The following is a 20,279-nucleotide window of genomic DNA, read 5'->3' as shown; positions in this document are numbered from 1 at the left end:
CATAACGAATCGGACACGACCTCGATGCGCCGTACAACCTTTGATTCTTCGACTCGTCCCGGTCATCTCGTAGGGGATTTTTCCCCGAGTTCGGATGCCTCCTGTAGCGACTAGTGCTCAATGCCGTTGCTTTACCTGTCTATTATGGAAGCTATGCTCACTGCGCCGAATGTCGGCAACGCATAACTAGCACAAAGGATTTGCGTAGTGAGAGCGAGAGGGAAGTGGCCGCGCGGCATACGTGCGCTATGCGCAGGCGTGCTGCCACTGACGCTGGTGGCGGGCGTCATCGGGACGACCCCCGCAGCGGCGGCCGAATCGGGGGACGATGGACTCACCATCGTCTTCCCTTACCCGACCACCGAGCGTGGCAGGGTCCTGGACCTGTGGAAGAACAGCGGGCCGGGTGTCAAGGCGGTGGCGGAGGTCGCGCTCACGGGCACCGAGGCCGATCTCCGCAACTTCCTGGACAACGAGTGGCAGCTCGCCGAGCATGCGGACAACCGCCTGACCGTGGTTCAGATGCACTCGGTGGCGGGCCGCAATGTGCGGGACGCGGCGGAGAAGGCGCTGCGCGGGACTCCTGAGGATCTGCGGAAGTTCCTGAAGGACGGCTGGGAAACGCCGCTGGAGGCGGATCAGCGTACCCAGGTCGTCCAGATCGTCAGCACCGGCGACCGGAACGTCCAGGAGGCGGGCGAAGCCGCCCTGAAGAAGGGCCCGGAGGCAATCCGGGACTTCCTCGCCGACGGCCAGTCGGCGGCCCGCCGGGCGGACGAGCGGACCAAGCTCGTCCAGATCATGAGCACGGCGGGTCCGGCGACCGAGGAGGCCGCAACGATCGCCCTGCGCGGCGGACCGGAGGACATCCACGAGTTCCTGGAGGTGGGCGTGCATGTCGCGCAGGCCAAGGACCAGGAGCGGGCCAGCATCGAGCAGTTGGCGCAGCAGGCCAAGGAAGCCGGAGAGAAGGCCAAGCGGGAGACCGACGCAGCCAAGGAAGCCTCAGATCGTGCCGTAGAGGCATCGAGGCTGGCCAAGGAGGCCGCACAACGGGCCGCCAAGGAGACGAAGGCCGCGCAGAAGAACGCGGGCCGGGCGGCGGGCGCGGCCGCGCAGGCGGCGGAGTCGGCCAAGGGAGCGGCGCGGGCCGCGCAGCAGGCGATCAACGCCGCGCGAGCCGCGAACTCCTCGGCGCGGGTGGCGGCGAACGCTGCCTCGCGGGCCGCGGCGGCGGCCGCGGCGGCGGCCAACGCGGCGGCGCAGGCGCGGAACGCGGCGGCGGACGCGGCCTCGGACGCGGGTAAGGCATCGGCCGCGCGCCAGGCAGCCGAGCGGGCCCGGGGCGCTGCCAAGGGCGCACGCAAGGCGGCGGACGCGGCCAAGCAGGCCGGCATCGCGGCGACCGAGGCCGGGAACGCGGCCACCGCGGCGGCGAGCGCGGGTGCCAACGCGAACGCGGCGGCCGCGGCGGCGACCGAGGCCAGCGGGTACGCGGACGAAGCCGGCGTGGCGTCGGCCGAGGCCAGGGTGGCCGCGGCCCAGGCCAGGCGGCACGCCCGTGAGGCCACGCAGGCGGCGAACACTGCCGCCTCGCTGGCCCGGCGTTCGGCAAAGGCGGCGAACGAGGCCAGGGAAGCGGCGAACGCGGCCGCCACCCACGCGGAGAACGCGGCCAAGGAGGCCGACCGGGCCGCCGACCACGCCGGGGACTCGGCCAAGGCGGCTACGGAGTCGCGGGCGCACGCCGACGCGGCGCAGCTGGCCGCCAACTCCGCCACCGAAGCGGTGAACAAGGCGAACGAGATCTTCGACCTGGCCCGTGACACCGAGAAGGCCGAACTCGAAGCCGGTACCGCGGCGGCGATCGAGACGGCCAAGGACCTCAAGGCCGAGGAGGGCGAGGCCAAGGCCGAGGCGGCCCGTGCGGCCGAGGAGGCGCGGAAGCTCGACGACGAGGCGTCTCGCCTGGCCGAACAGGCGGCCAAGCCGGATGCGGACCTGAAGCAGGTCGCCGCGGACGGTCGCCGCATCGCGCTGGCGGCGCTGCGGACGCGTGGCGTGTGGAGCCAGGCCGCGGCCGAGGCCGCACTGTCCGGCTCGGACGACGAGGTGCGCGCGTATGTGCGTACCGGCTGGAAGAAGGCCGCGGAGGACGACGAGCGCGGCCGCGTCGAGCAGCTCGCGCAGGACGGTCTGTCGGATCCGGTCAAGCAGGCCGCCGAGAAGGCGCTCAAGGGCGACGCCGCGCAGATCCACGACTTCCTGCTCACCGGCCAGCACACGGCCGCATACGGGAACTACCGCACCCAGGCGGTGCAGCTGTCCAGCACGGGCAGCACCCAGGTGCAGGAAGCGGCCCTGGCCGCGATCAAGTCCAACGATCCGCAGAAGCTCAACGAGTTCCTCGTCTCGGGCCAGTACAAGGCCCGGGAGGCCGATGACCGGACCCGCGCCGTGCAGCTGATCAGCGTCGGCGGTCCTGAGCTGGAGGCCGCGGCCAGGATCGCGCTGGCCGGCCCGGCCCGGCAGCTGCACGAGTTCATCGAGAGCGGTCAGTACAAGGCGGCCCGCAAGGACCAGCTCAACGCGACCCACATCGCGGAAATGCAGCGACTGATCGCCGAGGCCGCCGGTGTCGCCGCGACCGCGCAGGAGAACGCGCACAAGGCCGACGAGCACGCGCTGCACGCCAAGAAGGCCGCCGTGGAGGCGGGCAAGGCCGCCGAGGACGCCAAGAAGTCGGCTGCCGACGCCCGTGACTGGGCCAGGAAGGCCAGGAAGTCCGCCGACGAGGCGCGGGAATCCGCGCAGCAGGCGGCCCAGTCAGCCAAGAAGGCACGGGCCGCCGAGGCCCAGGCCCACCAGTCCGCCCGCGGAGCCGCGACCTCCGCGGCCCGCGCCTCGGTCTCCGCGTCATGGGCCCGCTCCTCCGCCAATGAGGCGCAGGCCGCCGCCACGGAAGCCCGCGCCTCGGCGGTCGCGGCCGGCAAGGACGCCGAAGCGGCCAACAAGGCGGCCGACGAGGCCAAGGAGATCGCCGAATCCAAGCAGCGTGCCGAGGCCGAGGCCCAGCGGCACAACGCGGAACTCCAGAAGGAGCGCGAGGACGCCGTCCGCGCCCTGGCGGACCGGGCGGCCGAGGCGGACGAGAACTTCGACAAGGAGAAGTTCCTCAAGGAGGCCGGGCACCTCGGACTCGACGTCCTCGGCGGTATTCCCGGCGTCGGCAGCGTGGCCAACCTGGCCAACTGCGGCTGGTACGCCGCGGAAGGCAAGACCGGTGACGCCATCGCCTCCTGCATCGCCGCCATCCCCGGCGCCAATCTCGTCGCCGCCGCGGCCAAGGCGGGCAAGTGGGCGATGAAGGCCGGCGGCTGGGTCAAGAAGGCCGGCGGGTTCTTCCGGTCGCTCTTCAGCCGCGGGCGGAAGATCGGGTGCAACAGCTTCGCGCCGATGACGCTGGTGGTGATGGCCGACGGCTCCACCAAGCCGATCCAGGACATCGAGCTCGGCGACCAGGTCCTTGCCACCGATCCCACAACAGGCAGGACCGCGGCACGTCCGGTCGACGATGTCATCGTCGGCAACGGAACCAAGCACCTGGTCGAGCTCACCGTCGACACCGACGGCGACAAGGGCAACGCCACCGGCAAGGTCACCGCGACCGACGGGCACCCCTTCTGGCTCCAGGACCAGCAGAACTGGACCAAGGCCGCCGACATCAAGCCCGGTGCCCTGCTCCGCAGCCCGGACGGCACGACGAACAAGGTCGAGTCGGTCCGCACATGGACCGAGACCCAGCGGGTCTTCAACCTCACCGTCAATGGCATCCACACCTACTATGTGCGTGCGGGCGACGCTCCGGTCCTCGTCCACAACGCGGCGGCCTGCGAGGTCGACAAGTACGCCAATGACTGGGCCTCGAAGGGATTCCATGTGAAGACCAAGGGCGGTGGCTCCGACACCGAGGTTTCCATAACCGCCGACACGACGGGAAACCTTCAGTTCAAGTCCACTTTCTCCGGAAAGGCCGGCAAAACCGCGCTCAAGAATGCGGAGAAGAGTTTCGACGACCCCAAGTTCCGGAAGAAGGCTCTGGAGAAGGCGCGGGGTGGTCTCCAGTACGTTAGGGAAAACTTCCCGGACAGCAATGAAATCCCCGGTCTTGAAAGACTGGTCAAGGCGCTTGAGAAGGATGCGTGAGCCATGTCGATCTTGTCGCGCTTCATGCGCACAGGAGCTCTGGGTGTGGTCACACCCGGGGCCGACTACCGCGACGTAGTGGACGCTTGGGGCGAGCCCGAAGCGTTCGCCAAACAGCATCCCGATCCGGTGTACTGCCTCTACGGTGACCTGGAGTTGGCGTTCACCAAGAAGGGCCGGCTCTACTACCTCCAGATCGAGCCCGGAGGGAGCAGCGTCTCCCTTCCGGCCGGTCCGGGGGAGCGCCTTCAGGAACCGCTCCCGGAGGTCTCGGAGTTGGTCGCCGACCTGGTCGAGGAAGGCTTCCACATCACCGAAGTCCCCCACCCCTTCGAGCCGGAGGTCATCTGGTCCCGAATCGATCGATCCGGGGTGGAGTTCCGTCAGGACGACAGCGACGGTCAGCTGTCCGTCCACCTGGAGGTAAGGGACATCTACCGACATGATCACGGGATAACCACTCCCTGATCACGAAAGCCGAAGCAGCCCTCTCCCGAATGACATTCGGGAGAGGGCTGCTCGTTATCCCGGCACCGGGCACCGCGAGATCGTTCAGGGCGCCTCTTCGGTCGGCCCCCGCCTCGATTCCGCCCGAGTGAAATCGCGTCGGTCGGGCTTCGGCGGCACGTGGTGGAAGACCTGGCGGATGTGCCATTCGCGGTGTCGTCGGGCGATCGGTGCGTTGCCCGGCCGGGGGCCGATGGGCGGTTGGCCGGCGAGGGCGAGTACGTGCTGTTGGCTGGCCTGACTGCGGCCGGCGAAACGTGGGGAGACGAGGATGCGGTGGTCGTCCCCGAGGCCGAGGACGCCCCTGTCGAAGAGTTTGTGGTGCAGCGAGCACAGGCACAGGCCGTTGTCGACCTCGTCCGGCCCGTGGTGTGACCACCAGCGCACATGCGCGGCTTCCAGCCCTACCGATTTTGTGCCGAGGACCCCGTCGTAGCCGCAGAAAGCGCACCGGAACTCGTAGGCGGTGAGTATGAGTTCACGCATGCGCCGATCGCGTTGTCTCCGGGCGGCGGTGCTCGTGCCGGTCACCGGACCGATCTCGGCGAGTTCCAGATCGAGGCCGACGGCCTCGCACAGATCGATGTGCAGGGACGGCGGGAAATGGGTGTCCAGCAGCAATCTGACGAGCCGGCCCAGCAGCGACGAATCCCTGGCGAGCGCGGTGCGGAGGTCGGGAGCGAGCCGGCCGGCGGCTCCGCTGGACCGAAGGATTCGGACCCCGCTTCCGGGGCTGCCCGGGCCCTGGTCGGTTCGGACCTCCCACACACCGTCGCTGACGAGGTGGTGGAAGGGATATGCGGGGGTGGTCGGGTGCGCGGGCCCGTACTCGGTGAGCAACTGCCTGAGTTCGTTCTCGACCGCGCTGTAGCGCAGTTCGCCGTCGGCGTCCTGCTGATAGCTGCCGAGTGCGTACAGCAGCAGCAACGGCTTGTGCGGAGCCCGGACGCCGTCGTTCGTCCATTGCCTCAGTTTCGCGACGCGATCAAGCCAATCCATGAGAGGTGAGGGTAGTTCGCGCCACCGGGGCCGTGTGTGGCGTTGCCATGTGCCGTCGGTCCGAGCGGCTGCCGGCAGGAGCCTCCGGCCTCTTGGGCACCGGCGGGAGTTCGCCGGGACCGGTCGTGCTCAACGAGGGGCAGGTCGCGAATGATCGGCAGTACGGATCTCGACGCGATGGACCGCTGGTCTCGATGCGGTATCTATTTCCCGGTGTCCGGGAATCTCGGAGAATTCGCCCCAGAAGAAATGGAGGGTCGGAGTCCGGAACGGCGGTATGGGTTCTGAATTCCGGTTGTGGTTATTGCCACATGCTACGAGGGTCGACTGCTCTGCGGTCTGTGAAAGCATGAAAAGTGGACGACTTGCTCGCCGGTTCTCCGTGGCCCGTGAGCTTCTTCGATCATGGCGCTCCTGACCAGGGTGCTACGGGGGTTACACAATGGCCGCGCGCCGTACAGGAAACAGGCTTGCCGTGCTTGACGGGCTGCGGCTGCTGGCCGCCCTGATGGTGGTCTGCTACCACTACGTGGCGTTGGCGCGGCCATGGGGCCACAGCACGGACACGATCTTCCCGACCGCCCACAAGCTGGCCCAGTACGGCTGGCTCGGGGTCGAGATCTTCTTCCTGATCAGCGGCTTCGTGATCTGTATGAGCGTGTGGGGCCGCACGGTGGGCGAGTTCGCCGTATCCCGCCTCTCCCGGCTGTTCCCCGCCTACTGGGTCGGCATCCTGCTCACCGTCGTGGTCGTCAAGATGTGGCCGGAGGTCAGCTCCCTGCACGGCTGGGACACGGTGATCACCAACCTGACCATGCTCCAGGGCGGCAACAACACACCCAACGTGGACCCGGTGTACTGGACGCTCTTCGTGGAGCTGAAGTTCTACTTGATCATGGTCGTGGTGGTGCTGTTCGGTGTCACCTATCGCAACTGCCTGATCCTGTGCGGCGTATGGACCGCAGCCGCCGCCCTCGCGCCGGTCCTGAAGACCCCTCTGCTCACGGCGTTCGCGATGCCGCAGTACGCGCCGTTCTTCATCGCCGGCATCGCCTTCTATCTGATGCGGCGCTTTCGGCCCAACGCGGTTCTGTGGGCGATCGTGGTGCTGCAACTCCTCCTCGCCCAGCGCTATATCGACTACCGGCTGGCGACGAACCTCGGCAGGGCGGCCGTGGACGCCCTGCCCACCTGGCCGGCCCGCCTGCTGATCATTGCCGGGTTCGCCGCCGTCGGCGCCATTGCGCTCGGTCGCTTCGACCGCATCCAGTGGAAGTGGCTCACGACCGCGGGGGCGCTCACCTACCCGCTCTACGTCATCCACATGAACATCGGCATGACGCTCATCCACCACTTCCGGAACCGGATTCCCGCGCCGCTGCTGGTGGCGGGGGTGACGGTCCTCATGCTGGTGGCCGCCTGGCTTCTCCACCGTTTCATCGAACGCCCCCTCGGAAAGTGGCTCCGCACCACGATGCGGCGCGGCATCGACGACGTTCGGCAACACGTCGAACCGCGCCGTCGACATGCCCGACGCCCCGCCGTATCACGCGCGCCGGCCACGCCGGCCGAGGCTCATGAGGCGCACGGCACACCGGTGCCTGCGGGGACTCGCACCGGCGGCGACTCGGCCTGAGGCCCCCGGCGTGTCCCGGGGTTGTGTCCGCCCCCCGGTTGCTGTGTGCGCCGGGCCGGTGGCGGGCGGGCGTGTCCGGGTGCGCAGCTCATCGTTCTCATCACACAAGCAGATCTCCATTCCTTGAGGAGCCTTGATGCGACGAGTTCTGACGGCAGTGGGTATGGCCGCGGCCGCGGTGACGCTGGGGTCGGCTGCCGGAGCCCACGCCGCCGACGGACCGAAGACCCCCGACCTGGGCGGGCTGTCCAACGTGGACGCCGGTGGCCTGGGGAGCGTGGCGGGCGGGGCCGCGCAGCAGGCGACGCACGTCGCGGGCGGGGCCCAGGGCGCGGTCGTCGACAAGGTGGTGCCCGAGGCGGGCAACGCGGTGGGCGGGACCGCGGCGAAGGTGACGCCGAAGGCGGCGGAGACGGCGGGGACGGCCACCGGAGCCGCCGGGGGGCTGCTGGGCGAGGCGGCGCGGGCGGGCACCACCGAGGGCGGACTGCTCGGCGGACTGCCGACGGAGGGGCTGGCCGGGCACAAGCTGGGACACAAGCAGGGGCACGGGCAGGGACACAAGCAGGGGCTGACCGACGCGCTGCCGGGGAAGTCGCTGACGGACGCGGCGTCGGGGGACGCGCTGGGCGGCGTCCTGCCCCCGAAGGGTCTGCCGTCGACGGACCGGCTTCCGGTCAAGGGACTGGCCGACCTGGGCTGACACGGCGGATGCCGCCCGGGCCCCGCCCCGTCCCCCGCCTGCTCAGGGGGTCGGGGCGGGGCCCTTGGCGCAACGGTGGGGGGTCGGGGTCGGCGGGTGGCAGTAGTCTCGTGACTTCCCGGGCAGTCACATGAGGGGGCGCCGAGGTGCTGAAGCACTACTACCGGCTGGTGTATTGGAAGCGGCGGATCGGGCGGACGCTGGGGTGGCGTCGCCGTTCCGGAACGGGGCCGGGGACGGGGACGAAGCCGGGGGATCGCGGGCCGGGCCGGCGGGACGGGCGGCTGCGCCGGACGATGGAGCGGGTGCGGCCGTTGCTGGTGTTCGTGGTGCTGGTGCTGATCGTGGTGTTGGCGTCGGCGCTGTTGGGGTGGCGGGACGACACCTTCGGTGCGGGGCACCGGGAGGGCGGGGTGACCGTCCGGCCGTCCGGCGGGGTCGGGACGGGGGTGGTCACGGTGTCCTGCGGGCCGCGGGACGGGGCCTGTGCGGTGCGGGGAGGGGCAACGGAGCGGGCGGTCGCGGGCGTCGGGTGAGTGAGGATGCGGGGGGACGGGCCTGTTCACGTCGTCCGGGCGGAGCGGTCCCTCGTGGTGTCGGGGTTCAGGAGTGCTGGGCCTTGTCGTAGAGGTTCTTGGCGTCGGCGCCGAAGTAGGGGCCGAACATGGTGTTCGGCAGGAACTGGTAGCCGAAGCTGTTCACCGAGGACTGCAGGCCGGTGCCGGTTCGGGGGTTGAACGAGGTGAACCAGGGGCCGCCGCTGGAGCCGCCGGTCATGTTGCAGGGGAGGCCGTGGTCGGTGGAGAGCAGCGGATCCCTGAGGGTCGTTCCGGAGCAGTAGACGAGCTTGCTGCCGTCGTAGGGGGCGGCGGCGGGGTAGCCGAAGGCGTACATCTGCTTCTGGTAGCCGGAGTTGAAGGACAGGCCCTGGCCGCCGACGGTGTCGGTGAGCCTGCGGCCGCCCAGGGGGGCGACGACCGCGGCGCCCACGTCGTAGTCGAGGTCCTCGCGGGCCGCCCACTGGGGGGTGGCCAGGGTCTTCGTCGCGCTCCATTTCCCGTACGGGGCCCTGCCGTCGTGGTAGCCGGGGACGAACACCCAGTGGGTGTGCCAACTGCCGGTCAGCTTCACGCAGTGGCCGGCGGTCAGCACGGTGCTCTTGTCGGCGCTGGTCACCGCGTCGCCGGAGCAGGAGGCCGGGCGCCCCTGGTAGGTGAAGAAGACCCGGCCGGTGGTGTGGGTGACCGCGCCGCGGGCGGTCCAGGGGCCGCCGGTCTCGACGCCGGGGAGCAAGGGGGGCAGGGGCGGGAGCGACGGCAGCTGCGGGAGCTGGAGCCGGGGGAGCCGGGGGAGGGTGGGGAGGACGATCTCGGGGGTGCTGCGGGGGACCGCGGTCCGGTGGGGTGCCTTCGCGGTGCGGGTGGGGCGGTCGAGTGGGGTGGCCGAGCGCATCCGGGCGGCGGTCCAGAAGGTGCCGAGGCTTGTGGCGGCGGTGGGCGCGGGGCGGTCGGGCCGTGGGGTTGCGGCGCCGGCCTGACCGGTGGGGAGCAGCAGGGCGAGCAGCGCGCCGGTGGCAACGGCCGGTATGGAGGCGCGAGTTGGGCGCATGAGTCGCTCCGATCGGTAGGGGCGGATCGGAGCAGTCAGGCTGCCATCGGGGGCGGTGGGGCGGCAGGGGGCGCGGTGTGGAGTTGGCGTGAGGGATCGGCGACCGGGGAGGGTGGCGGCCCTCGGGGTGCCGTGGAGGCGTTCCCGGGGGGGGCGGGGAGGCATGGTGCGCCCCCCCGCCCCCCGCCCGGCCCGCCCGGTCCGGAGGGGCTCTTCTCCGTCCCGCTGCGGTCCGCCCCGAAGGCCCCGGCCGGGCGGATCCGGCGCCCCGTGGCGGCGGGGCCGTCTCCGGCCGGGACCGCCCCGCCCCTCCGGTCAGGCGCCCGCCGTCACCGTCGCCTCCATGCGCGTGGCCGTGCCGCTGACGTGCGAGCGGGGGTCGCCGGGGCGCAGGTCGACGGTGAGGAGGCCGGGGCGGCCGAGGTCGTGGCCCTGGTGGAGGGTGAGGGTGGCGGGGGCGGTGGTCAGGCCCAGGGCGCGGGTGTACGCGCCGAAGGCGGCGGCCGCGGCGCCCGTCGCCGGGTCCTCCACCACGCCGCCGACCGGGAACGGGTCGCGGACGTGGAAGACCGTGTCGCTCTCCCGCCACACCAGCTGAAGGGTCGTCAGGTCCAGGCGGCGCATCAGGGCGGCCAGCCGGTCGAAGTCGTAGGCGAGCTCGGCCAGTCGCTCGCGGGTGGCGGCGCCGAGGACCAGGTGGCGGGCGCCGGCGTAGGCGATGCGGGGCGGCAGGGCCGGGTCGAGGTCGGCGGCCGGCCAGTCCAGGGCGGCCAGCGCCTCGGTGAGGTCGGCCGGGGCGATCGGCTCGATGCGCGGCTCGACGCTGGTGAGGGTGGCCCGCAGGGCGCCGTCCTGCCGGGTGACGGTGACCGGGACCGGGCCCGCCTGGGTGGCGAAGACCAGGTCGCCGGGGCCCTGCCGCTCGGCCAGGGCGACCGCGGTGGCGACCGTGGCGTGGCCGCAGAAGGCGACCTCGGCGAGCGGGCTGAAGTACCGGATGGTGTACGCCCGGCCGGGCTCGCCCAGGCCCTCGGGCGGCGCGGTGAGGAACGCGGTCTCGGAGTAGCCGAGTTCGGCGGCGATGGCCAGCTGCGCGGCGTCGTCCAGCCCGGTGGCGTCCAGGACGACGCCGGCCGGGTTGCCCCCCGCGGGGTCGGCGGAGAAGGCGGTGTAGCGGAGGATCTCGGGGGCGCGGGCGGCGTCCCCGGCGGCGTTTTCGACAGTCATGGCCGGAGAACCATCCGCCGCCGCCCGGCTATTCCCGGGCGGCCCGCGGTGCGTCAGCCCCGCCCGACGTAGGGCATGGCGGTCGCCATCACCGTCGCGAACTGCACATTGGCCTCCAACGGGAGCGCCGCCATGTGCACGACCGTACGGGCCACGTCGGCCGCGTCCATCACCGGTTCGACCTCGGTGCGGCCGTTGGCCTGGAGGATCCCGGTCTGCATCCGGCCGGTCATCTCGGTGGCCGCGTTGCCGATGTCGAGCTGGCCGCAGGCGATCCGGTACGGACGGCCGTCCAGGGACAGCGACTTGGTGAGGCCGGTCATCGCGTGCTTGGTGGCGGTGTACGCGATCGACTGCGGCCGCGGCACATGGGCGGAGAGGGAACCGTTGTTGATGATCCGGCCGCCCTGCGGGTCCTGCTCCTTCATCGTGCGGAACGCGGCCTGGGCGCACAGGAAGGCGCCGTTGAGGTTGACGTCGACCACCGCCCGCCAGTCCTCGTAGGAGAGTTCCTCCAACGGGACGGGCGGGCCGAAGGCGCCGGCGTTGTTGAAGAGCAGGTCCAGCCGGCCGAAGCGGTCGCGGATCGTGGTGAACAGGGCGGCGACCTCGTCGGGGCGGGTGACATCGGTCGGGACGGGCAGCACGGCGGGGCCCTCGATGCCCGCGTAGCCCACCTGGCGGGCGGTCTCCTCCAGTGCCTCGGCGCGCCGGCCGGCCAGTACCACCGTCCAGTTGTCGGCGGCCAGCGCCAGCGCGACCGCCCGGCCGATGCCCGAGCCCGCGCCGGTGACCAGTGCCACCTTCCGGCCCGCCGCGCCGTCCTCCCGGGCCTCCCGGGGCACCGGAGCCGTCCGCGGGGTGCGGCCCCGGGAAGCGGGTGCCGGGAGGGTCGGCCGGGCCGCGGTGGCGGCGCCGCCCACCTGCCCGGCCCGTGCCACCGGTGTCGCCTGTGCCGCCCCTGCCCGCTCTGCGTCATATGCCATGGCGGCAGCGTAACGGCGGACGGGGCGCGAACCGGGTGCGAATCGGGCGCGAGCCGGGCGGTGCCGCCAGCGGCCGCGGACCGGGCGGCAGTTGAGGGCGGTCGGGGCGAACGACGGGAGTCCGACGACCGGCCTCGGGGCCCGGGGACCGCCTCCGATCGCCCCGGGCCGCGCATGCCGCGTGCCAGGATGGTGGCCGCCATCACCGAATCATGGAGACGCTCATGACAGAGTCCGGTGCCCCCGCCGCCGAGGCCCGGGACGACAGCCCCCAACGACCCGCCATATCAGGGCGGGACGCGCCCGCCGCACCGGTCGCCGCCCGCCGCACCAGCCTGCTCGTCACCCTCGTCCTCGGCGGGCTCACCGCGGTCCCGCCGCTCTCCATGGACATGTACCTGCCTGCGCTGCCGCAGGTCACCGCCGCCCTGCACAGCCCGGCCGCCACCGTCCAGCTCACCCTCACCACCTGCCTCGCCGGCATGGCCCTGGGCCAGATGATCGTCGGCCCGATGAGCGACAAGTGGGGCCGCCGCCGGCCGCTGCTCGTCGGCATGGTCGTCTATGTGCTCGCCACGGCCCTGTGCGCGGTCGCCACCGACGCCGAGGTGCTGATCGGCTTCCGGCTGCTGCAGGGACTGGCCGGCGCGGCCGGCATCGTCATCGCCCGGGCCGTGGTGCGCGACCTGTACGACGGGGTGGCGATGGCCCGTTTCTTCGCCACGCTGATGCTGATCTCCGGGGTCGCGCCGGTGGTCGCGCCCCTGATCGGCGGCCAGATCCTGCGGGTCACCGACTGGCGCGGGGTCTTCGTGGTGCTCACCGTGGTCGGGCTGCTGCTCACCCTCCTCGTCTGGCGGCGGCTGGGCGAGACGCTGCCGCCGGAGCGCCGGCAGCCCGGCGGCCTCGGTCCGGCCCTGCGCACCATGCGCGACCTCCTCGCCGACCGGGTCTTCTCCGGCTATCTGCTGGTCGGCGCGTTCGCCTTCGCCGCGCTGTTCGCCTACATCTCGGCCTCGCCGTTCGTCGTCCAGGAGATCTACGGCGCCTCCCCGCAGACCTTCAGCCTGCTCTTCGGCCTCAACTCCGTCGGGCTGGTCGCGGTCGGCCAGATCAACGGCAAGCTGCTGGTCGGCCGGGTCGGCCTGGACAAGGTGCTGGGCACCGGCCTGGCGCTGGTCGCGCTGGCCGCCGCAGCCCTGCTGCTGATGTCGTCGGGGGTCTTCGGCAAGGCCGGACTGGTACCGGTGGCCGCGGGGCTGTTCGTGCTGATGTCGGCGATGGGGCTGGTGATGCCGAGCACCAACACCCTGGCGCTGCTGCGCACCCCGCACGCGGCCGGCTCCGCCTCCGCGCTGCTGGGCACCTCGACCTTCCTGCTCGGTGCGGTGGCCTCGCCGCTGGTGGGGATCGCCGGCGAGCGGACGGCCGTTCCGATGGCGGTCGTACAGCTGTCGTGTGCCGTTCTCGCGCTCGTGAGCTTCCTGGGAATGTGCCGTCCGTGGCAGCGTAAGGGGGAAGGCGTCGCCGGCGAGAGGACTGGGCTCTGAACGCACCGAACGCACCGAGACTGCGCCCCGGCACGCCCGCCGAGGCGGGACTGCACCCCGCCTGGACGGAGCGGCTGGTCAGTGGCGTGCGGGCACTGCCCGAGGGGCTTCCCCCGTGGTGCCCCGGCGCGGTGGTGCTGGCCGGCCGGGGCCCGGTGGTGGCGGCCGAGGCGGCCACCGGCTGGGCGGTGCGCTACCGCGCGTACGACCCCGACCGCGACCGGGGCGTGGAACTGCCCCGCGACCGGTGGGAGCCGATGCGCGTCGGCACGGTCTTCGACCTCGCCTCGCTGAGCAAGCTGTTCACCGCGATCGCCGCCGTCCAGCAGGTCGAGCGCGGCCGGCTGGCCCTCGACGCACCGGTCGCCGCCCACCTGCCGGCCTTCGCCCCCGGCATCACCGTCCGCGATCTGCTCCGGCACACCTCCGGCCTCGCGCCCGAACTGCCCTTCTACGAGCACCGGGACGGGCCCGACCTGCTGGCGCCACTGTGGGCCGAGGCGGCCGCGCCCTCCGGCCCGTACGGCGTCCACCGCTACTCCGACCTCAATCTCATCGCCCTGCACCTCCTCCTGGAGCGGCTCACCGGCCGCCGGCTGGACGCCCTGGTCCGCGACGGCATCACCGGCCCGCTGGGCATGACCAGCACCTGCTACGGCCCGCTGGCGCCGCAGGGCGTGGCCGCCACCGAGGACCAGTGGCGGCCGTGGGCCAAGGCGGACCGGGGGCTGCTGCGCGGCGAGGTGCACGACGAGAACGCCTGGGCGCTCGGCGGCGTCGCCGGGCACGCGGGCGTGTTCTCCACCGCCCAGGACCTGGCCGTGCTGTGCCGGACGCTGCTCAACGGCGGCGCGTACGGCACCGCCCGGATCCTCGGGCCGGCCGCGGTCGCCGCACTGCTCGACCCGCCCGGCCTCGGATTCGCCGTCGACCAGCCGTACTTCATGGGCGAGCTGGCCGGCCGGGGCGCGGCCGGACACACCGGCTTCACCGGCACCAGCCTGGTCCTGGACCGCGCCACCGACAGCTTCCTGGTGCTGCTCGCCAACACCGTCCACCCCCGGCGCCGGGCCGGCGGCAGCGCCCCGCGGGCGGCGGCCGCGACCCGGCTGGCCCGCGCGGTGGCCGCCGCCCCGGGCGGCCGGCCCTGACGCGCCCCGGCCCGGCACGGCCCCGCCCCGGACCCCCGTAGACTTTCCGGAATGCACGACGAACTGCGCGCCGCCCTGGCGGGCCTGCTCGACGGCCTGCCGCCCAAGCAGGCCGCGCAGGCCGTCGAGCGGCTGATCGCCAACTACCGCGGCCGCACCCCCACCGACGCCCCGGTACTCCGGGACCGCGGCGACGTCGCCGCGTACGCCGCGTACCGCATGCCGGCCACCTTCGAGGCGGTACGGGCCGCGCTGGCCGCGTTCGCCGCCCGCGTCCCGGACTGGTCCCCGGCCACCCACGTCGACGTCGGCGGCGGCACCGGCGCGGCCACCTGGGCCACCGCCGCCACCTGGGACGGCCCGCGCAGCACGGTCCTGGACTGGGCGCAGCCCGCGCTCGACCTCGGCCGCGAACTGGCCGCCGGGATCCTGCCCGACGTCACCTGGCGGCGGCAGGCCCTGGGCGACGGCCTCGCCCTCCCCGAGGACACCGACCTCGTCACCGTCTCCTACGTGCTGGGCGAACTGCGTCCCGAGGACCGCCGTGCGGTGGTCGCCGCCGCGGCCGCGGCACGGGCCGTCGTGCTGATCGAACCGGGCACCCCCGAGGGCTATCTGCGCATCCGCGAGGCCCGGGAGCAGCTGGTCGCCGCCGGACTGCGGATCGTCGCGCCGTGCCCGCACAGCGCCGCCTGCCCGATCGTCCCCGGCGAGGACTGGTGCCACTTCTCCGCGCGGGTCAGCCGTTCCTCGCTGCACCGGCAGGTCAAGGGCGGCTCGCTGGCCTACGAGGACGAGAAGTTCGGCTATGTCGCCGCCACCCGCCTGCCGGCCGAACCGGCCGCCGCGCGGATCGTCCGCAAACCGCAGATCCGCAAGGGCCAGGTGCTGTTGGACCTGTGCACCGCGGACGACGCCCTGCGCCGCGACACCGTCACCAAGCGGCACGGCGCCGCCTACCGCGAGGCCCGCGACGCGGCCTGGGGCGACACCTGGCCGCAGCACTGAGGCCGGTCCCCGGGAGCGGCGGCCGCCCGCCGCTCCCGGGGACCGGTCGCGTCAGGTGTTGCGGGTCCGTTCCCGCATCCTCTCCAGCAGCTCGCGCCGCTGTCGCTGCTGGTCCTGCTGCGCGGGCGTGCCCTGGCCGCCATGGCCCGCGCCGCGCAGCGCACCCCGCGAGAGCTTGCTGCGGGTGCCGCCGATGCCCAGCATTCCGCCGGCATTTCCCTTGCTCATCAGGCGAGTTCCTTCCTGTGGGGCCGGCGGGCGGCGCGGGCCCGTACGTGCCGGGTCCCCGCACCTGGTGAGACGATTCGTCTCGTCCGGCATGTCCTCATCCTCGGGCGAGACGCTCCGTCTTGTCAAGACGATACGTCTCGCCTCTCTCTCGCTAGACTCGCGTCCATGGCCAACAAAGCAGCCCCCGACGTCTCCCGCCGCAGCGAGCGCTCCCGCCAGGCGATCTTCGAGGCCGCCCTCGCCCTGGTCGGCGAGGTCGGCTACGAGAAACTCACCATCGAAGGCATCGCCGCCCGCGCCGGCGTCGGCAAGCAGACCATCTACCGCTGGTGGCCCTCCAAGGCCGCCGTCCTCCTCGACGCTTTCGGCTCCGTCGTCGACGCCTACGACCAGGAGGGCCTCCCCGACACCGGCGACCTCGCCGCCGACCTCAAGTTCGTCCTGCGCGCCACCGCCGACGAGTTCAACGACGCGGCCTGGCAGGCCCCCTACCGCGCCCTGGCCGCGGCCGGCGCCAACGACGAAGAACTCTCCCGCACCTTCGTCGGCCGCCTGATGGAGCCTGGCACCCGGGTCTACGTCGACCGGCTCCGGGCCGCCCGGGACGCCGGCGAACTGGACCCGGACACCGACCTGCGGATCGCCGCCGAGATGCTGCTGAGTCCCTTCTCACAGCGCTGGCTGATGCGCACCGGGGAGCTGACCCACGACTTCGTCGACACCCTCGTCGACCAGGTGCTCCGCGGTCTGCGGCCGCGCACCTGACGCCCGGGGCGGACGGGCGGCGTTGGCGTGAAATGCCCTGTTCGCCCGTACCGCGTTCACCCCGGATCCGCACACCGGTCACCTGGCGCCCGGGATGGTGGCAGCATTGACCCCAGACCACCGCTCGAAGTGAGGGGATTGATGGAACGCAAGAGCAGGTTCTCCCAGTGGCTGCGCCGGCCGAGGAGCGGATCGGGCGGCGATACGGACACGGGATCGGCGGCCGCGCGCGGCCGCGAGGACCTGCTGATGGCGGCGGTCGACGCGGGCTTCCCGGTCGCCCCCGCCGCGCACCCCTCCGGCTACGGCTGTTCCTGCGAGCGCATCGGCTGTCCCACCCCCGGCCGGCACCCCATCTCCTTCGGCTGGCAGACCGTCGCCACCACCGACCGCGACAAGGTCGCCGCCTGGGTCCGCACCCTCCCGCAGGCCAACTTCATCACCGCCACCGGCATGGCCCACGACGTCCTCGACGTCCCCGTCGAGGCCGGCCGCAGCGCCCTCGGCCGGCTGGAGGCGGCCGGCGTCGAGGTCGGCCCGGTCAGCCTCAGCGGCGCCGGTTTCGGCGACGGCCGGATGCTCTTCTTCACCGCCACCCGCGGCACCCCCGACGACGAGGACGAGTGGTGGCCGTGCGAACTGGACTGCCATCCCGAGACCCTCGACGAGCATCCCGGTTTCCGCTGGCACTGCCGCGGCAGCTACGTCCTCCTGCCGCCCTCCGCCCTCCCCGGCGACCAGCCCGCGGTGACCTGGCTGCGCGGCCCCGAGCTGCCGCTGCCGGACCCGCTGACGCTGCTGGCGACCCTCACCGACGCCTGCGCCGAGGTCATCGACCGCGAGGCCGACCACGAGACGTCGGCCTGGCCGATCGGCCGCTGACCCGCCGGGCGGACCAGGGCGCACCAGGACGGATCGAGAAGGACCAGGACCGACCGAGGGGCCGCCGGTCGCCCGACGGCCCCTCCACGGAGACTTCCCGAGGTCCCCCCGGATCCCTACAGCGCCTTCGCCGAGGTCTTCGCCTCGATCCGGTTCAGCACCTTGATCTTGCCGCCGGCGCCCTTCGCCGGGACCGTGACCGCCTGGCCCGACATCGTCGTGAACGCCATCCGCGTGGTCTTCTTCACCGGCCCGTCCATGATCCCGCGCAGCTGCGGCGGCACCGTGATCGTCAGACCCGTGGAGACCGTCTTCAGCTGGTGGTAGACGGTCGAGAAGAACACCAGCGCGCCGCCGTCCGTGGTCCGCAGCGCCACCGGCGGCAGGTCCGACGCCTGATCCTCCCACTGGATGCGGGCCCCGGGCTGGTTGGCCTGACCGGCTCGCCAGGCCCGCAGCTGGTCGGTGTCACCGCCGGATGCGAACTGGCCGCCCTTGCCGGTGCCGAGGTAGTCCGCGTACGCCCGGCTCAACTTGCCCGGGTCGACGGTCAGTCCCGAGGAGCCGTCCAGCGGCACCGGCTCCGCGTAGCCGCCGGTGATCTTCAGCTCCGGGGCGGAGTTGCCGGGGAAGGTCGCGAAGTACACCGCCCGCCACCGCGCCTTGACGCCGTCCCGGCTGAACACCAGGAACCAGCGGGTGTTCTCGCCGCTGCGGTCCCGGCGGTTGCTCAGCGCGTCCCCGACGAAGTACTTCGGCCAGCCCTTCTGCTTGGGCACGGTGAAGTGGGCGTCGGTGAACGACAGCGGGACGAAGCCCGGGTTGCCGCCGGGCCGGACGCCGTGCGCGGCCTTTATCTGCGCCTGGTCGATGGCGAGCAGCGCACCGGCCTCGAACGAGGCGTTCACCTTGGGATCCAGCGTGCGGTTGGCCTCGTTGAAGCCGTCGGTGAAGCGTTTGAGCGCCTTGGCGGCGTCGGTCTGCGACACCGCGGGCAGCACCTCGCGCTCGCCGTGCACCGTCATGCATCCGCTCAGCAGCACCAGCGCGGCTGCTGCCGACGTCACTGCTGCGGGCACCCGGAACGGCGACCTGCGTGTCATGGGGCTCGGGCTCCTTCGGGGCGTCCGGGGCGGACGCGGGCCGCCGGGGTGGCACGGATTCGGCGCAACGATACCCGGTGCCCCGCGGCGCGCGTGGGGGTCGGGGTGACGTTCGCCCCCGGCCGCGACCGGCGGGGCGCACGTCGGACAATACGGGGATGAACGAAGCGCGTGATGTGCACGACGACCGCCCCGGGGTGGAGTTGCTCCGGGTCTTCTGCGGACCGGACGGCGGCGGGGGCAATCCGCTTGCCGTCGTCCTGGACGGCGCCGCCCTCCCCGACCCGGCCGACCGGGCCGCCCTCGCCGCCGAACTCGGCTACAGCGAGACGGTGTTCCTCGACCCGGCCGCGCCCGGCGACGACCGGGACCGCGCCGCCGTGGACATCCACACCCCCAGCGTCCGCCTGCCGTTCGCCGGGCATCCCCTCGTCGGCCTCGCCTGGCTGCTGCGGAGCCTGGGCCGGCCGGTGCGGTCGCTGCGGCCGCCGGCCGGCGTGGTGGACGTCCGCCACGACGGCGACCTGACCTGGGTGCGCGCCCGCGCCTCCTGGGTCCCCGAGCGCCGCGTCGAGCGTTACGGCTCGGCCGCCGAGGTGGACGCGCTGCCCGCGCCGCCGCCCGGCGAGGGCTGGCTCTACGCCTGGGCCTGGCAGGACGAGGCCGCGGGCACCGTCCGCGCCCGGGGCTTCCCGCGGCGCGGCGACGGGGTCGTCGAGGACGAGGCCACCGGCGCCGCGGCCCTGCTGCTGACGCACCGGCTGGGCCGCGCCCTGGACATCCGCCAGGGGGCCGGCTCGCAACTGCTGACCCGGCCGTGCGCCGACGGCACGATCGAGATCGGCGGCCGGGTGCGCGCCGGGGTGCCGGAGGCGCCGTGACCGACGGCCGGGCCGGGGTGCGGGCGCAGCTCCCCGGCCCGCCGCCTCAGGCGGTGTGCGGGAACTCCTCGGCCAACTCCCGGAAGACCGCGCCGTTCAGCGCGAACGCGCGCCGGCACTCGTCGATCACCCGCTGCTTCTCCAGATCGTCCAGCGGCAACCCGTCCAGCAGCTCGCGGTACTCCCGCTTGAAGGCGGCGGGGTTGCCGATGCCGCTGAAGACGTAGAACCGGACGCCGTCGCCCTTGCGCGTGAAGCCCCAGGTCTTCTCGGCGGTGCCGCGGATGATCTGGCCGCCGGAGAGGTCGCCCAGATACCGGGTGTAGTGGTGGGCGACATAGCCGGCCGGCCAGCTGCGGGCGCACTCGGCTATCCGCTCGGCGTACGCGGCGGTGGCCGGCAGCGGCGCCAGGCCGGTGCGCCAGCCGGGGCCGCCGAGGTGGGCGAGGTCGCGCGCCAGCTCCGCGGTGCGGGCCAGCTCCGGGCGGAGGAAGGGGCCCGCGACCGGGTCCGCGGCGAGCCGCTGCGGGACGTCCTCCAGCGCGCGGTAGACGAACCACAGCTGCTCGGTGTAGCGGCGGTAGGCGGCGACGCCGAGCCGGCCGCCCAGCAGGTGGCCCATGAACGGGGAGTTCTCGGCCTCCGTGTGCTGGGCGTGGGAGGCCGTGCGGATGGCCGTCGAGAAGGACGGGGTCTCCTCCTGCCCGAGCGGGGCCGACGGCTCGGGGGAGGACGGGGTCGGGCGGGACGCTTCCAAGGCGGGCCTCCGGGGACCGGGAGAGCGCGGACAGGAGTCGTGCGGCGCGCGGTGGTGCGGCGGGAACAGGCCGTGACGG

At 72.8% G+C, this 20,279-nt stretch carries 18 protein-coding genes; 11 read left to right on the top strand and 7 right to left on the bottom strand.

What is annotated here, in order from left to right; genetic code table 11:
- The first annotated feature begins 258 nt into the window (after positions 1 to 258).
- Both K2224_RS26985 and K2224_RS26980 read left to right on the top strand, forming a co-directional pair.
- Positions 259 to 4,206 (top strand): polymorphic toxin-type HINT domain-containing protein, encoded by a 3,948-nt coding sequence (locus tag K2224_RS26985; RefSeq protein WP_221909180.1) that lies wholly within the window; start codon positions 259 to 261, stop codon positions 4,204 to 4,206.
- Between the two features lie 3 nt (positions 4,207 to 4,209).
- Positions 4,210 to 4,674 (top strand): hypothetical protein, encoded by a 465-nt coding sequence (locus K2224_RS26980; protein WP_221909179.1) that lies wholly within the window; start codon positions 4,210 to 4,212, stop codon positions 4,672 to 4,674.
- A gap of 84 nt (positions 4,675 to 4,758) precedes the next feature.
- Here K2224_RS26980 and K2224_RS26975 read toward each other — a convergent pair whose 3' ends face one another.
- Positions 4,759 to 5,712 carry a phosphorothioated DNA-binding restriction endonuclease gene (locus K2224_RS26975; RefSeq protein WP_221909178.1) on the bottom strand — a complete coding sequence of 318 codons (954 nt, stop codon included), beginning with the start codon at positions 5,710 to 5,712 and terminating at the stop codon, positions 4,759 to 4,761.
- 475 nt (positions 5,713 to 6,187) lie between these two features.
- Between K2224_RS26975 and K2224_RS26970 the strand changes: the two genes are divergently transcribed.
- From K2224_RS26970 to K2224_RS26960, 3 genes are all read left to right on the top strand, one after another.
- Positions 6,188 to 7,348: an acyltransferase gene (locus tag K2224_RS26970; protein ID WP_260693354.1), complete on the top strand. Its 1,161-nt coding sequence runs from the start codon at positions 6,188 to 6,190 to the stop codon at positions 7,346 to 7,348.
- A gap of 136 nt (positions 7,349 to 7,484) precedes the next feature.
- Positions 7,485 to 8,051, top strand: a complete 567-nt coding sequence (locus K2224_RS26965) for a hypothetical protein (protein WP_260693353.1) — start codon at positions 7,485 to 7,487, stop codon at positions 8,049 to 8,051.
- Positions 8,052 to 8,197: 146 nt separating this feature from the next.
- Positions 8,198 to 8,587, top strand: a complete 390-nt coding sequence (locus K2224_RS26960) for a hypothetical protein (RefSeq protein WP_221909176.1) — start codon at positions 8,198 to 8,200, stop codon at positions 8,585 to 8,587.
- Positions 8,588 to 8,654: 67 nt separating this feature from the next.
- On the opposite strand, the gene K2224_RS26955 is transcribed toward K2224_RS26960, so the two are convergent.
- The 3 genes from K2224_RS26955 to K2224_RS26945 form a co-directional block, all read right to left on the bottom strand.
- The gene (locus K2224_RS26955) at positions 8,655 to 9,659 is read right to left on the bottom strand and encodes a serine protease (RefSeq protein ID WP_221909175.1); all 1,005 of its coding nucleotides are present in this window, start codon (positions 9,657 to 9,659) and stop codon (positions 8,655 to 8,657) included.
- 315 nt (positions 9,660 to 9,974) lie between these two features.
- Positions 9,975 to 10,886 (bottom strand): PhzF family phenazine biosynthesis protein, encoded by a 912-nt coding sequence (locus K2224_RS26950; protein ID WP_221909174.1) that lies wholly within the window; start codon positions 10,884 to 10,886, stop codon positions 9,975 to 9,977.
- A 53-nt stretch (positions 10,887 to 10,939) separates the two neighbouring features.
- The gene (locus tag K2224_RS26945) at positions 10,940 to 11,872 is read right to left on the bottom strand and encodes an SDR family oxidoreductase (RefSeq protein WP_260693351.1); all 933 of its coding nucleotides are present in this window, start codon (positions 11,870 to 11,872) and stop codon (positions 10,940 to 10,942) included.
- 224 nt (positions 11,873 to 12,096) lie between these two features.
- Between K2224_RS26945 and K2224_RS26940 the strand changes: the two genes are divergently transcribed.
- From K2224_RS26940 to K2224_RS26930, 3 genes are all read left to right on the top strand, one after another.
- Positions 12,097 to 13,422, top strand: coding sequence for a multidrug effflux MFS transporter (locus K2224_RS26940; protein ID WP_221909173.1), 1,326 nt, complete (start codon positions 12,097 to 12,099; stop codon positions 13,420 to 13,422).
- An 86-nt stretch (positions 13,423 to 13,508) separates the two neighbouring features.
- A complete protein-coding gene (locus tag K2224_RS26935; protein ID WP_221909172.1) occupies positions 13,509 to 14,573 on the top strand; it encodes a serine hydrolase in 1,065 nt (354 codons plus the stop codon).
- A gap of 51 nt (positions 14,574 to 14,624) precedes the next feature.
- On the top strand, positions 14,625 to 15,581 hold the full coding sequence (locus K2224_RS26930) for a small ribosomal subunit Rsm22 family protein (protein WP_221909171.1): 957 nt from the start codon (positions 14,625 to 14,627) through the stop codon (positions 15,579 to 15,581).
- Positions 15,582 to 15,632: 51 nt separating this feature from the next.
- On the opposite strand, the gene K2224_RS26925 is transcribed toward K2224_RS26930, so the two are convergent.
- Complete coding sequence (locus K2224_RS26925) at positions 15,633 to 15,809, bottom strand: DUF6243 family protein (RefSeq protein ID WP_221909170.1); 177 nt, start codon at positions 15,807 to 15,809, stop codon at positions 15,633 to 15,635.
- A gap of 168 nt (positions 15,810 to 15,977) precedes the next feature.
- Between K2224_RS26925 and K2224_RS26920 the strand changes: the two genes are divergently transcribed.
- Together K2224_RS26920 and K2224_RS26915 are read left to right on the top strand one after the other, a co-directional pair.
- Positions 15,978 to 16,577, top strand: coding sequence for a TetR/AcrR family transcriptional regulator (locus K2224_RS26920; protein ID WP_221909169.1), 600 nt, complete (start codon positions 15,978 to 15,980; stop codon positions 16,575 to 16,577).
- Between the two features lie 141 nt (positions 16,578 to 16,718).
- Positions 16,719 to 17,459 carry a bifunctional DNA primase/polymerase gene (locus K2224_RS26915; protein ID WP_221909168.1) on the top strand — a complete coding sequence of 247 codons (741 nt, stop codon included), beginning with the start codon at positions 16,719 to 16,721 and terminating at the stop codon, positions 17,457 to 17,459.
- Positions 17,460 to 17,575: 116 nt separating this feature from the next.
- Here K2224_RS26915 and K2224_RS26910 read toward each other — a convergent pair whose 3' ends face one another.
- Positions 17,576 to 18,562, bottom strand: coding sequence for a hypothetical protein (locus K2224_RS26910; protein ID WP_260693350.1), 987 nt, complete (start codon positions 18,560 to 18,562; stop codon positions 17,576 to 17,578).
- A gap of 158 nt (positions 18,563 to 18,720) precedes the next feature.
- On the opposite strand from K2224_RS26910, the gene K2224_RS26905 reads away from it, so the two are divergent.
- Positions 18,721 to 19,443, top strand: a complete 723-nt coding sequence (locus tag K2224_RS26905) for a PhzF family phenazine biosynthesis protein (protein WP_221909167.1) — start codon at positions 18,721 to 18,723, stop codon at positions 19,441 to 19,443.
- 46 nt (positions 19,444 to 19,489) lie between these two features.
- Here the strand turns inward: K2224_RS26905 and K2224_RS26900 are convergent, their stop codons facing one another.
- Positions 19,490 to 20,200 carry a heme oxygenase (biliverdin-producing) gene (locus K2224_RS26900; RefSeq protein WP_260693349.1) on the bottom strand — a complete coding sequence of 237 codons (711 nt, stop codon included), beginning with the start codon at positions 20,198 to 20,200 and terminating at the stop codon, positions 19,490 to 19,492.
- Positions 20,201 to 20,279: the final 79 nt, after the last annotated feature.

This window comes from Streptomyces sp. BHT-5-2 (genome assembly GCF_019774615.1).
Lineage (GTDB): Bacteria > Actinomycetota > Actinomycetes > Streptomycetales > Streptomycetaceae > Streptomyces.
The sequence above is the reverse complement of the archived record's forward strand: the minus strand, read 5'-3'. Positions and strand labels throughout refer to the sequence as shown.

What these genes read in the sequence shown, in the direction of transcription:
- K2224_RS26980 (WP_221909179.1), top strand. Translation starts at nt 4,210, where the DNA reads ATGTCGATCTTGTCGCGCTTCATGCGCACAGGAGCTCTGGGTGTGGTC.
- K2224_RS26975 (WP_221909178.1), bottom strand. Translation starts at nt 5,712, where the DNA reads ATGGATTGGCTTGATCGCGTCGCGAAACTGAGGCAATGGACGAACGAC.
- K2224_RS26965 (WP_260693353.1), top strand. Translation starts at nt 7,485, where the DNA reads ATGCGACGAGTTCTGACGGCAGTGGGTATGGCCGCGGCCGCGGTGACG.
- K2224_RS26955 (WP_221909175.1), bottom strand. Translation starts at nt 9,659, where the DNA reads ATGCGCCCAACTCGCGCCTCCATACCGGCCGTTGCCACCGGCGCGCTG.
- K2224_RS26950 (WP_221909174.1), bottom strand. Translation starts at nt 10,886, where the DNA reads ATGACTGTCGAAAACGCCGCCGGGGACGCCGCCCGCGCCCCCGAGATC.
- K2224_RS26945 (WP_260693351.1), bottom strand. Translation starts at nt 11,872, where the DNA reads ATGGCATATGACGCAGAGCGGGCAGGGGCGGCACAGGCGACACCGGTG.
- K2224_RS26940 (WP_221909173.1), top strand. Translation starts at nt 12,097, where the DNA reads ATGACAGAGTCCGGTGCCCCCGCCGCCGAGGCCCGGGACGACAGCCCC.
- K2224_RS26930 (WP_221909171.1), top strand. Translation starts at nt 14,625, where the DNA reads ATGCACGACGAACTGCGCGCCGCCCTGGCGGGCCTGCTCGACGGCCTG.
- K2224_RS26925 (WP_221909170.1), bottom strand. Translation starts at nt 15,809, where the DNA reads ATGAGCAAGGGAAATGCCGGCGGAATGCTGGGCATCGGCGGCACCCGC.
- K2224_RS26920 (WP_221909169.1), top strand. Translation starts at nt 15,978, where the DNA reads ATGGCCAACAAAGCAGCCCCCGACGTCTCCCGCCGCAGCGAGCGCTCC.
- K2224_RS26915 (WP_221909168.1), top strand. Translation starts at nt 16,719, where the DNA reads ATGGAACGCAAGAGCAGGTTCTCCCAGTGGCTGCGCCGGCCGAGGAGC.
- K2224_RS26910 (WP_260693350.1), bottom strand. Translation starts at nt 18,562, where the DNA reads ATGACACGCAGGTCGCCGTTCCGGGTGCCCGCAGCAGTGACGTCGGCA.
- K2224_RS26905 (WP_221909167.1), top strand. Translation starts at nt 18,721, where the DNA reads ATGAACGAAGCGCGTGATGTGCACGACGACCGCCCCGGGGTGGAGTTG.